Below are 12,185 nucleotides of genomic sequence, written 5' to 3'. Positions count from 1 at the left end.
GCTGGTGGTGGTGCGGGTGCTGGTGCTGTCGATCAGTGGACGACGACGGCCTCGGGGCCGTCGGTCGCCAGCTCCTCGTGCTTGACGTCGAGGAAGATCCAGATCACCGCGGAGGCGGCCAGCATCAGGATCGAGCCGACCAGGAACGCGTTGGTCGAGCCCTCCGTGAAGATCTGCTGCTGGGCGATCTGCTGGAACTTCTCCATCTGGTCGGCGGACAGCTGCGGTGCACCCGCTGCGGCTGCGGCGAACTCCTTGCCGCGGTCGGTGAACGTCTGGGTCGCGACCGTGGCGAGCACGGCGAGACCGAGCGCCCCACCGACCTGCTGGGCGGTGTTGAGCACCCCGGAGCCGATGCCGGACTCCTCCGAGCGGAGGTGGTGGACGGCCGTCAGCGTGACCGGCACGAACGTCAGGCCCATGCCGAAGGACATCAGGACGATGAACGGCATGATGTCGGTCAGGTAGTCGCCCGTCAGGTCGCTCGGGGGGAACGACGTGTCGTAGGGCAGTCGCGAGAAGCCGAACAGCGCACCGGCGGCCAGCAGCGTGCCGACGCCGGAGATGTAGCGCGGGTCGATCCGGTTGACCAGGTTGGAGGCCATGCCCGCGCCGACGACGATGCCGACGGTGAACGGGAGGAACGCGACGCCGGCCTTGAGCGGGCTGTAGCCCATGACGTTCTGGATGTACTGGCTGAGGAAGTAGAACATCGCGAACATCGCGGCCGGGGCGAGGAACATCGCCACGAAGCTGGCCGCGCGGGTGCGGTTGGTGAAGATGCGGAACGGGAGGAGCGGGTGCTCGACCCGGCTCTCGATGAAGCCGAAGACGACCAGGAGCACGACGCCGGCCACGAGGCTGGCGATGGTGATGGAGTCGCCCCAGCCCTCGCTGCCGGCCCGGGTGAGGCCGTAGACGACACCGAGCAGGCCCAGGGTGCCGGTGACGGCACCCGGCAGGTCGAGCTCGCCCGGGTGCGACTCGGACTCGTTGAGGAAGCGCGGGGCGAGGAAGGCCGCCGCGAGGCCGATCGGCACGTTGATCAGGAAGGTGAAGCGCCAGCCGTCGACCACGATGCCGAAGATCTCGGGCGACGTGCCGGTGAGCCAGCCACCGAGGATCAGGCCGACCGCAGCGCCGGCGCCGGACATGGCGGCGTAGACCGCGAACGCCCGGTTGCGCGCAGGGCCGGCGGGGAACGTGGTCGTGATCAGCGCGAGCGCGGCCGGGGAGGCGAGCGCGGCGCCGAGGCCCTGCAGGCCACGGGCGCCGAGCAGCAGTGCCTCGTTGGTCGCGAAGCCACCGAGGAGCGAGGCCACCGCGAAGATGGCGAGGCCGGCCATGAACACCTTGCGGCGACCGTAGAGGTCACCGAGGCGCCCACCGAGCAGCAGCAGGCTGCCGAAGGCCAGGGCGTAGCCGGTGACGATCCAGGGCAGGTTGGCGTTGCTGATCTCCAGGTCGATCTGGATGTAGGGGAGCGCGATGTTGGCGATGGTCGCGTCGAGCACGACCATCAGCTGAGCGATCGAGATCAGGACCAGGGCCCACGTCAGGTTGAGCTCACGCTGGGGCGGTGTCACCGCCCCGGATGCCGAGGTGGTGCTGGTGGTGTCGGTCATGGTGTTCCTTCGTCAAGAGCGGATCAGTACGAGTGGAGCAGAGGGGTCCGACAGTGGGGTCGGACCGTGGTCAGGCGGTGTGTCAGGCAGTGGGCCCGTGGAGGGCGGCGGGAAGGATGACCTCGTCGAGGACGCGCCCGATGAGCTCGGGAGTGACCTGCTCGCCGAGCAGGAACACCCGGTGCAGGACGATCCCGGCGAGGGACGGGGCGAGGACGGTGAGGTCGACGTCGGGGTGGACCTCGCCGCGGGAGCGCGCACGCTCGTAGATCGCCTGCGAGGCGGCGATCTTGGGGCCGATGAAGTCGCGCCGGTAGACCTCGGCGAACTCCGGGTCGCGGCCCATGGCGGTGACGACGGCTGACAGGACCGACTGCGCGAGCGGGTCGTTGAGCCCCCCGGGTCCGCCGCAGTAGGCCTCGAGCAGGTCCCCGCGGAGCGTGCCGGTGTCGGGCACGACCGACTCGCCCTTGTGCGCCATGATCGCGGCCACGACGAGCTCGGGCTTGCCCCTCCACCGGCGGTAGAGGGTGGCCTTGGACGCCTTGGCGCGAGCGGCGACCGCATCCATGGTGAGCAGGTCGTAGCCGACCTCGTCGAGGACCTGGAGGGTCGCCTCGAAGATCTCCATCTCGCGCTCGCCCTCCACGCGGGGGCGGGTGCCGGTCTCGGTCGGGGTCACTGCGGGCCTCTCCTGGGTGGCGGGGTGACGGTCGTCACGATGAAACGAAACGGTTTCGTTTCGCTCAACCCCGACTGTAGGCAGATCTATTCCGAGGGGACAAAGGAGTTTCCGCTGGTCCAGACCTCGCCGCACCGGGGCGCCGGTGGGGGACGGCCGGTGGTGTCGGTGGGGACGGGCAGACTGTGCCCATGAGCTCGCTCGACCAGCCCGATCCCGCTGCCGATCCCGCTGCCGAGGTGGCCGCCGCGCCACCCGAGGCACGGGAGCGCCACCGCGAGCTCAGCGAGCAGGTCGACGACGCCCGCTGGCGCTACTACGTGCTCGACGACCCGACCCTGTCCGACGCCGACTTCGACGTCCGGTTGCGCGAGCTCGAGGCGCTGGAGGACGACTTCCCGGAGCTGCGCACGCCCGACTCGCCGACGCAGAAGGTCGGCGGCGCGGTCTCCACCGAGTTCACGGCCGTCGACCACCTCCAGCGGATGGAGTCGCTCGACAACGCCTTCTCCTCCGAGGAGCTGGCCGCCTGGCACGCCCGCATCCTGCGCGAGGGCATCGAGGCGCCCGCACTGCTCTGCGAGCTCAAGGTCGACGGCCTCGCGATCAACCTCCTCTACGAGGAGGGTCGACTGGTCCGCGCGCTGACCCGCGGGGACGGGCGTACGGGCGAGGACGTCACGCCCAACGTGAAGACGATCGCGTCGGTGCCCCACCGCCTCACCGCCACCGACGCGCACCCGGTGCCCGCGCTGCTCGAGGTCCGCGGCGAGGTCTTCCTGCCCAGCGAGGCCTTCGAGCGGCTCAACGCCTCGATGGTCGAGGCCGGCAAGCCCATGTTCGCCAACCCCCGCAACGCCGCCGCCGGCTCGCTGAGGCAGAAGGACCCCCGAGTGACCGCGACCCGCGACCTGGGGATGGTGTGCCACGGCATCGGCGCCCGGCAGGGCTTCGAGCCGACCTCGCAGAGCACGGCGTACGAGGCCCTGCGGGCGTGGGGCCTGCCGATCTCCGACCAGGTCAGGGTGGTGCCGACGCTCGCGGACGTCGAGGAGCGGATCGCCCACGTCGGCGAGCACCGGCACACCATCGTCGGCTACGAGATCGACGGCCTCGTGGTGAAGGTCGACGACGTGTCGCTGCAGCGTCGCCTGGGGTCCACCAGCCGCGCGCCGCGGTGGGCGATCGCCTTCAAGTACCCGCCCGAGGAGGTCAACACGCTCCTGATCTCGATCGAGGTCAACGTGGGCCGCACCGGCCGCGTCACGCCCTACGGCGTCATGGAGCCCACCAAGGTCGCCGGGTCGACGGTGGAGAACGCCACGCTCCACAACGCCCACGAGGTCACCCGCAAGGACGTCCGCCCCGGCGACACCGTGATCCTGCGCAAGGCCGGAGACGTCATCCCCGAGATCCTCGGGCCGGTGCTGCCGCTGCGTCCGAAGGGCCTCAGGCCCTGGAGGATGCCGACGAGGTGCCCCGCCTGCCGGACGCCGCTGGCCCAGCAGAAGGAGGGCGACAAGGACCTCCGCTGCCCCAACCACGAGAAGTGTCCCGCCCAGGTGCGCGAGCGCGTCTTCCACGTGGCCGGCCGCGGGGCCTTCGACATCGAGGGCCTGGGCTACGAAGCGGCGGTCGCCCTCCTCGACGCCCACGCGATCGCCAACGAGGGCGACCTGTTCGACCTCGACGAGGCGGCGCTGCTGACCGCGCCGCTGTTCACCCGCGCGCCGAAGAAGACCGAGGAGGGTCCGCAGCTCAGCGCCAACGGCCTGCGGCTGCTGGCCAACCTCCACGAGCGCAAGGCGACGGTCCCGCTGTGGCGGGTGCTGGTCGCCCTGTCGATCCGCCACGTCGGCCCGACCGCGGCCCGCGCGCTGGCCACGCAGTTCGGCTCGATGGCCGCGATCCGCGAGGCCTCCGAGGAGACCCTTGCCAACACCGACGGCGTCGGTCCCACGATCGCAGCCTCGGTGCGCGACTGGCTCGACGGCGAGGGCTCCGGCTGGCACACCGCGATCATCGACAGGTGGGCAGCGGCCGGTGTCGCGATGGCGGACGAGCGCGACGAGTCCGTCCCGCGCACCCTCGAGGGGCTCACCGTCGTGGCCACCGGCTCGCTCCAGCACTACACCCGCGACTCGGTGAAGGAGGCGATCATCAGCCGCGGCGGCAAGGCGTCGGGCTCGGTGTCGAAGAAGACCGACTACGTCGTGGTGGGGGAGAACGCCGGGTCCAAGGCCGAGAAGGCGGAGCAGCTGGGGGTCCGGGTGCTCGACGAGGACCAGTTCACGACGCTGCTCGAGAAGGGCCCGGTGGGTCTGGTCTGACGGGTCGAGGTTTGGGAGACCCCGGATGCGGTAGGAGCACCTGAACGACAAACTTGGGAGCTCCACATGCGTCTCGTCACCACCCTGCTCGCCACGGCGGCCCTGGCCACTCCGCTCACCCTCGTCCCGTCGGCGCAGGCCGCCGCCGTCACGTGCGGGGGACTCAAGGCCACGATCGTCGGCAACGCGAGGGCCAACACCCTCACCGGCACCGCGCAGCGCGACGTGATCGTCGCGCGGGGCGGCAACGACACCATCCGCGGTCTCGGGGGCAACGACGTCATCTGCGGCGGGGACGGCGCGGACGCGATCCAGGGGGGTGACGGCAACGACCGCCTCTTCGGCGAGGCCGACGCGGTGAAGATCGACCAGTTCGGTCGGATCGTCAAGAAGGGCGACACCATCAACGGGGGAGGCGGCGACGACGCCATCGATCTCGGCTACGACCCGCGCCCGGCCAGCGAGGGCACCAGCGTGCTGCTCGACGGGGTGTCGTACGCCGACGCGCCCGCTGCGGTCGTGGTCGACTTCGGCGCGAGCTTCTCGGTCCCGGTCGCTGCGGAGGGCAACGACACGGTCACCGGCTTCGACGGCGGCATCCGGGTCTACGGCTCACCGCTCGGCGACACGATCAAGGGCACCAACTCCGACGACGTGGTCTTCGCGCGCGGCGGGGACGACACCATCTTCGGACGGGGCGGTGACGACGTCATCGCCGCCGATGCCTCCGGCACGCTCGGCAACGACCGGCTCTACGGCGACGCCGGCGACGACACCCTCAGCTCGACGGTCGGGAGCGACACCCTCGTCGGCGGCAGCGGTGGAGACGTCCTCGGCTCGACCTCGGAGCTGCACCAGGTGATCCGCGGCGGCAGCGGCGTCGACACCGTCACCTTCCCGATCCCGGCCGAGTCCGGCTTCGTGGCCAAGGGCTACGGCGGACAGGACCGGTTGCGCCTGCTGCCCAACTCCAACCCCGCGATCAAGCCGACCGTGCGCATCGACCAGCTGGGCAAGACCCGGATCAGTGACCTGCCCTTCGAGATCGAGGGCAAGATCACCGGCTTCAGCGATGTCCAGCTCCCGGCCCGCGCCCTGTCGATCTTCAAGGGCAGCAACGACTCGGAGATCATCACCGCCCACCCCGACTACCGCGTCATGGTCTACGGCCGCGGCGGCTCCGACGTGATGACCGGCTCCGACGAGCCCGACCGCCTCGACGGTGGCAAGGGCTTCGACATCGCGCGTGGGCGCGGGGGCAACGACACCTGCAAGGCGGCGGAGAAGCGCTCCAGCTGCTGAGGCACCGACCCAGCGCGCCCCCTTTCCCCGCATCCGGGTGCAGGTGCACGATGCCACCATGTCGCGCACCGGCAGGTTGCTCGTGCTCACGGTCGCCTGGGCCGTGCCTGTCGTGTGGATCGGGTTCGCGTTGCTGTCCGGGCCGTCGGACGGCACCAGCCTGAGGTCGTCGGTGCTGGCATCGGGGCCGCGCTGGGGTGAGTCGGTGGTGGTCGCGCGTGCCTACGGCGACACCCCGTTGGTCCGGGGTGACGAGGTGCTGCTGGTCGAGGAGCGGTCGCTCGCCGACTGGGTGGGCAGTGACGACGCCGCCCGGCGCGACGTCGGCGACGTGGTCCGCTACGAGGTGCGCCGCTCCCGGTCGGGGCTCGACCTGATCCAGCAGGTCGACGTGACCCTCGAGCGGTACGACGTAGCGGCTGCCGTGCGTGCCTCGCCGCAGGTGCTGGTCCTCGCGGCCCTCCTGCTCGTCGTCGGCTCAGCGGTGTTCTGGGTCAGGTCCGGGACCGCGTCGGCGCGCGCCTTCCTCGTCGCGACCGCACTCCTGCCCGCCGCGATCACCTCCGCCCCGTTCGGGACCGGCGTGATCGACCTCGCGGGAGGTGGTGGCGTCTGGCCGCAGGTGGTCGGCGAGGTGTGGGCCGCCCTCGCCCTGGTCGCCCTCGTGGTGTCGGTCGCCGCGCTGGTCGACTCCTCCCGCCGTCAGCGGGCGGTGGTGGTGGTGGCCACCCTCCTCGCCCCGTTCCTGGCGTACGGCATCTGGCTGGGGCTGTCCTACGACGGGACCGACCCATCTCCGGCCCGGCTCCAGGTGCTGGCCACGGTCGCGGTCCCCGCGCTGTGGGCCTGCATCCCCGTCGGCCTCGTCGTGGCCGCGCTGACGCACGCACGCGCCCGACGCCGGGAGGACGTGCTGGCCACCCGTCTGGTGCTGCTCGGGCTGGCGGCGGGGGTGGGCGCCTGGATCCTCCTGGGGCAGGCTCCCGCGTGGATCGGCGCCCGGGCCCCGCTGCCGGACGACCTGCTGGCGGGTCTCGCGGCCGGCGTCGCGATCGCCTGCGTGGGAGCAGCGGCTGCGCACTACCGGCTCGGGGAGATCGAGCCGAGGGTGCGCCGCGGTCTCGTCCAGGCGCTGGTGCTGGTCGTGGTCGGGGCGGCGTTCGTCGGTCTGGTGCGGGCGGTCGACGCCGCGGCCGACATCTCGGCCGGCTCGATGCTCCTCGGCGGTCTGCTGGCGCTCCTGCTCGTGCCGGTCGCCGTGACCGTGCAGCGCACCGTGCGCCGGCTGGTCTACGGCGACCGGGCCTCCCCCGACCGGGTCGTGTCGGACCTGCGGAGGCTCGACGCGGTCACAGCTCCCGAGGCCGCCCTCCGCCAGGTGCTGGAGCTGCTGGCCCGCCGCCTGCACCTCTCCTTCGCCGCTGTCGACGTCTTCGCCACCCCCACCTCGGGCCCGATAGCCGCCGCCATCGGGTCGCCCTCCGCCGCTCCGGCCACCATCGACCTCGCGGTCGGCGGCGCCACCCTCGGTCGGTTGCAGGTGGAGGTGGACACGGGCCACGACCCGTTCGGGCCGGGGGACCGGCGGCTCCTGGAGGACATCGGCTCCCAGGTCGGCGCCCTCGTCCAGGCGGTCGTCTCCAACCGCGAGCTCCAGCAGTCGCGGCAGCGTCTGGTCTCGACGCGGGAGGAGGAGCGTCGCCGGCTCCGGCGCGACCTGCACGACGGACTGGGACCGTCGCTGGCCACCCTTGCCATGCGGCTGGAGTCCGCGACGGACCTCATCCGCGACGACCCGGAGCGGGCTGCTGATCTCGTGGCGCGGCTCTCCGACCAGGCACGCGAGGACATCGTGGAGGTCCGCCGCCTCGTCGAGGGGCTGCGGCCGCCTGCGCTCGACCAGCTCGGGCTGGTGTCTGCGCTGCGGCACCGGGCGGCCGAGCACGCCTCCGGGTCGGGGTCGCTGGGAGTCCCGTGGTCGGTCGAGGCCGACGACGATCTCGAGTCCCTCCCCGCCGCGGTGGAGGTGGCGGCGTACCGGATCGTCGTCGAGGCGGTGACCAACGTGCAGCGGCACAGCGGTGCGGACAGCTGCCGGGTGCGCCTGGCGCGCGCAGACGGGGAGCTGCTCGTGGAGGTCGCGGACGACGGGAGGGGGCTGGCCGTGGACAGGCGTGCGGGTGTAGGCCTGTCCTCGATGCGCGAGCGCGCGGAGGAGCTCGGCGGGACCTTCGACGTGGGCGCCGGAGCGGACGGCGGCACCGTCGTCCGGGCGCGGCTCCCGTTGGTCTGGACCAGCTGAGTGAGGGCCGTTGTACGAGAACCAGGGAGGGAGGACCGGGATGGAGACCCACCGGGTGCTGGTCGCCGACGACCACGAGGACTTCCGGCGCGGGCTCGAGGCGCTGCTCGCCGCGACCCCTGCCCTCGAGGTCGTCGGAACCGCCGGCGACGGGGCCATGGCTGTCGCCCTCGCCCTCGACCTCCAGCCCGACGTCGTCCTGATGGACCTGCACATGCCCCGGGTCAACGGCATCGACGCGACCGCGCAGATCGTCCGGTCGTCGCCGCACATCGGCGTGCTGGTGCTGACGATGATGGACGACGAGGAGTCGGTGTTCGCGGCGGTGCGCGCGGGCGCTCGCGGCTACCTGCTCAAGGGTGCGCGGCGTGGAGAGATCGTCCGTGCCGTCCAGGCCGTCGGCGCGGGCGAGGTCATCTTCGGGCCCGGCATCGCCGACCGGGTGATGACGTACTTCTCCTCTGCGCGCACGCGTCCCGCCGCCGACGCCTTTCCCGACCTGACCGAACGGGAGCGGGTGGTGCTCGCGATGATCGCGGCGGGGGAGGAGAACGGCGAGATCGCGCGCCGTCTGGGCCTGTCGATCAAGACGGTGCGCAACCATGCGAGCAACATCTTCACCAAGCTCCAGGTCGCCCACAGGGCGCAGGCGATCGTCAAGGCACGCGAGGCAGGGCTGGGCTGAGGACCCTCAGCCCGAGCCGTCGCGACACCCACCCTGCAGGCGGGCGTCATCGCGGGCGTCGTCCCCGATCGCCCGGGCCTGCGCCTCGTCGGGGTAGACGACGGCGGCACCGAACTCCACCCCGAACGTGCCCCCGATGATGCACCCGGCCGTCCGCTCGGGATCGACGGCGGTGAGCGCCTGGAGGAGCCGGTACACCGCAGCGGGGGACATGTCGGTGCTGAGCCCGCCGAGCGCGGCCAGGGCGGCGCCCTCCATGAATCCCTCCTCGTCCTCGGCGGCACGGAGCCGCTCCAGGACGCCGAGCAGGAGGCGCTGGTGGTTGGCGACGCGCTCGAAGTCACTGCCCGCGGGCAGGTTGTCGCGGGTACGGGCGTAGTCGAGCGCCTGAGGGGCGTCGAACGTGTTGCCGCCGCTGCGCACCTGCACGCCGCCCTCGTCGGTGGTGAAGGTGAGGGGCGACTCGACCCGGACGTCGCCGACGACACCGAGCATCGAGAGGAAGCCGTCGGAGCCGGTCACCAGCACGACGTCGGGAGTGATGCCGACGAGCTCGTCCACCACGCCGGCCACGCCGTCCGGCCCCTCCTCCCGGAGGGCGGTGTTGATCCGGGCACGACCGTCCGGGAGCGCGACGTACAGGTCGCGCGGAAGGCCGATGGCGACCGCGCGGCCGGTTCCGGGGTTCACCCCGATGAGCTGCATCGCGTCGGTGAGGCCCTGCGTCACGTCGACGCCGGGTGCCGCCTCGGAGCCGAGCGCGAGCACCCACACGACGTCCGCTCCGGCATCGACGGCCTTGGCCGTGCCGGTGGTCGTCAGGCTGATGGTCGCGGGGTGGACCGAGGCGGTCGGTACCGCCACGACGAGGCCGGTCACGAGGGTCAGTCGCGCGAGGGCTCGACGGAGCGCCTTCACGGGGTCGACTCCGTCTCCACGGGGACGCCGAGCCCGTCGTCGTACGCGACGTCGTAGCCGAAGATCGACCACGTGTCCCGGTCCGCCTCCAGCAGGAAGCGGCCGTCGAGCACGAGCGCTTGCGTGGTCCCGTCCTCGAGCGTGGCCTCGAACGCGAAGTGCACCGCCGCAGTGCCGCTGTGCGCCGTGCCCGACTGCGTCAGGAACGACAGCCGGGCGTCGAGATCGGTCGCGCGTACGGCGGTGGCGTCGGCCGTGCCGGCCGCCGTGAGCAGGTCGATGTCGCGGGTGGCACTGCTGGCCGCGCGGCTGGTGAAGGACTCGAAGGAGCGGACGAACTCCTCACGCGGGAAGTCGCCGAGGAACGCCTCGAGCACGTAGGCGGAGAGCACGTCGCCGACGGCCGCCTCGAGGTCGGCGCGGGTGCGCTCGTCGAGCTGCTCTGCTCCCGCGACCGTCTCCACGCGGAGCGCCGCGGACTGCTGACCCGGGGCGGGGGGATCGTCGGGTGCGCCGTCCTGGCACCCGGACACCAGCGCCGCCACGGCGACGACGCTCCCCGCCGTACGCAGGAAGGCGCGGCCCGCGTGGCGTCGAGGGTGCCCCATGCCCTTCATCATGGCCGACCGACGCCCGCCGTGTCTCAGCTCGCCGGGACCGTGTTGACAGGGGAGAGGGCGAAGGCCTCGACGTTGTCGCGGGCGGGGTGACGATCGCCGACCGGGCCCCGGGCGAACTCGCGGAGGACCGTGCCGGTGACCACGCGGGTGAAGCGCGCGGTGGCCGTCCCGAGCGGGCGGTCGCACCGGTCGACGAGCGAGCATCCCCAACGGAGCGTGCCGGCGTTGAACACCCCGGCGCCCGACGGCGCCGAGTAGTAGACCGACTGCGACGACGTGGTGACGCCGCGGCACGAGTACGGCGAGTGGCTCAGGACCTGCAGCGGCCGCGGCAGCCTGCCGTCGGGATAGACGCGGTCCGCCTCGGGGCCCACGAGCCCGGTGACGTGGTCACCGCGGCGCACCCCGGTGCCGCGGAAGCCCCACCAGTCCGGGCTCGCGACGACATAGTCGGTGTCGACCGGGTAGCACTCGTACTGCATGCCGAGCAGGTCGTGCTCGGGCCGCGGCACCGGCTGCTGGCGGAACTGGGCACTCGCGTCCTGCGATCCCTGGGCGAACAGAGGGTCGAGGTGCGCCGAGTGGCGGTAGCCGACGACGACCCGTGCGGGACCGGTCGGACGGTCCTCGAGCCGGACCCGCCAGTACATCGTGTTGGCACCGAGGAAGGCCAGGTTGGTGCCGGAGTCCCGCGCGTCGAGGACGACCTCGCGCATCGTGGTCGTCCAGTACTCGTCGTGGCCCATCGACACGTACCCACGGGCTCCGGCCAGGGCGTCCGGCACGGTGTGGAGGTCGACGTTGGTGAAGTAGGAGAGTGGGATCCCCTCGTGCTCGGCGCGCACGACGATCGGGATGGCTGCAGTGCGGTAGTCGTTGGCCCCGGTCGCACCGTTGTAGGGGCGGTCGAAGCTGACCGCGTGGCTGGGGGTGTCGCCGTTGGCCCCCGCGTAGAGGCTGTAGCCGCCCCACTGGTTGTAGGCCTGCCAGGTGGTGATCGGTGCGACCAGGGCGACGGTGCCCTCGGCGGTGGGTGACGTCACGACGTAGGGCACCTGGGTCTCCCAGCCCGTGTCCGTCCGCAGCCGGAAGACGTAGAAGCCCGGCTGCCACGACGAGGTGTCGACGGTCAGGTCCCGCCTCCAGTGCGCGACGACGGTGCGGGTCGCGGCCGGCGCGAACCGGGGAGCAGGCTGCTGGCGACCCACCCGGAACCCGGACTCCCAGACGAACGTGCCCGTGCCGCCGCGGTAGGCGCCGATGCGCCAGGCGGCTGCCTCCCAGCCGCCCTGGGTGGTGGAGACCTTGAGCCCGACCCGGGTCCCGGGCATGCCGCTCGCGCGGGTCGTGTACGCGGCCAGCTCACCGTGCTGTGACGGCTTGCTGATCCGCCAGTCCTCGGACCCCCGGGGTTCCGACCGGTCCCGGCGCGGCTGCCCGTCGTCACGACTGCGACCGTCGGCGCCAGGAGCGAGGGGCGCGGAGGCCGAGGCCTGCGGCAGGTCCGCCTGGATGCGAGCTGCAGCTCCGCACCCGGTCAGCAGGGGGCAGAGCGCCAGTCCCGCCATCGCCAGTCGTGCCCTCATCGTGGTCACCTCGAGCCATGGCGACGGACCTTCCGACGCCGTGGTTCGAGGCTTCGCCCGACGCCATTCCCGTCACATGGGGCACGAATCCCGACGGGACGGGACGAACGGGTCGACCGTCCCGCCCGCCAGCAG

Annotated in this window: 9 protein-coding genes; 4 read left to right on the top strand and 5 right to left on the bottom strand. The window is 72.2% G+C overall.

All coding sequences use genetic code 11. The annotated features are described in order from the left end of the window. Window positions 1-32: 32 nt before the first annotated feature. Entirely contained in the window at window positions 33-1,625 is a 1,593-nt protein-coding gene (locus BM127_RS07170; RefSeq protein WP_091196505.1) for an MFS transporter, read from the bottom strand. Window positions 1,626-1,707: 82 nt separating this feature from the next. Continuing rightward, window positions 1,708-2,307: a TetR/AcrR family transcriptional regulator gene (locus BM127_RS07165; protein ID WP_091196502.1), complete on the bottom strand. Its 600-nt coding sequence runs from the start codon at window positions 2,305-2,307 to the stop codon at window positions 1,708-1,710. A gap of 191 nt (window positions 2,308-2,498) precedes the next feature. Between BM127_RS07165 and ligA the strand changes: the two genes are divergently transcribed. From ligA to BM127_RS07145, 4 genes are all read left to right on the top strand, one after another. After that, on the top strand, window positions 2,499-4,637 hold the full coding sequence (ligA, locus tag BM127_RS07160; RefSeq protein WP_091196499.1) for an NAD-dependent DNA ligase LigA: 2,139 nt from the start codon (window positions 2,499-2,501) through the stop codon (window positions 4,635-4,637). A 66-nt stretch (window positions 4,638-4,703) separates the two neighbouring features. Then, window positions 4,704-5,939 carry a calcium-binding protein gene (locus BM127_RS07155; RefSeq protein ID WP_091196497.1) on the top strand — a complete coding sequence of 412 codons (1,236 nt, stop codon included), beginning with the start codon at window positions 4,704-4,706 and terminating at the stop codon, window positions 5,937-5,939. A 58-nt stretch (window positions 5,940-5,997) separates the two neighbouring features. Beyond that, entirely contained in the window at window positions 5,998-8,241 is a 2,244-nt protein-coding gene (locus tag BM127_RS07150; RefSeq protein ID WP_091196494.1) for a sensor histidine kinase, read from the top strand. Between the two features lie 40 nt (window positions 8,242-8,281). Continuing rightward, window positions 8,282-8,926, top strand: coding sequence for a response regulator (locus BM127_RS07145; protein WP_091196492.1), 645 nt, complete (start codon window positions 8,282-8,284; stop codon window positions 8,924-8,926). 6 nt (window positions 8,927-8,932) lie between these two features. Here the strand turns inward: BM127_RS07145 and BM127_RS07140 are convergent, their stop codons facing one another. Genes BM127_RS07140 through BM127_RS07130 form a run of 3 tightly spaced genes read right to left on the bottom strand, consistent with a single transcriptional unit; the run spans window position 8,933 to window position 12,050 of the window. Beyond that, window positions 8,933-9,844, bottom strand: a complete 912-nt coding sequence (locus BM127_RS07140) for an LCP family protein (RefSeq protein WP_091196489.1) — start codon at window positions 9,842-9,844, stop codon at window positions 8,933-8,935. Beyond that, entirely contained in the window at window positions 9,841-10,452 is a 612-nt protein-coding gene (locus tag BM127_RS07135) for a hypothetical protein (protein ID WP_091196487.1), read from the bottom strand. The genes BM127_RS07140 and BM127_RS07135 overlap by 4 nt, the downstream gene beginning before the upstream one ends. A 35-nt stretch (window positions 10,453-10,487) precedes the next feature. Next, window positions 10,488-12,050 (bottom strand): N,N-dimethylformamidase beta subunit family domain-containing protein, encoded by a 1,563-nt coding sequence (locus BM127_RS07130; protein WP_139227676.1) that lies wholly within the window; start codon window positions 12,048-12,050, stop codon window positions 10,488-10,490. Window positions 12,051-12,185 lie beyond the last annotated feature (135 nt).

Source organism: Nocardioides alpinus, assembly GCF_900112035.1.
GTDB lineage: Bacteria > Actinomycetota > Actinomycetes > Propionibacteriales > Nocardioidaceae > Nocardioides > Nocardioides alpinus.
This window is presented reverse-complemented; position numbering and strand designations above follow the sequence as displayed.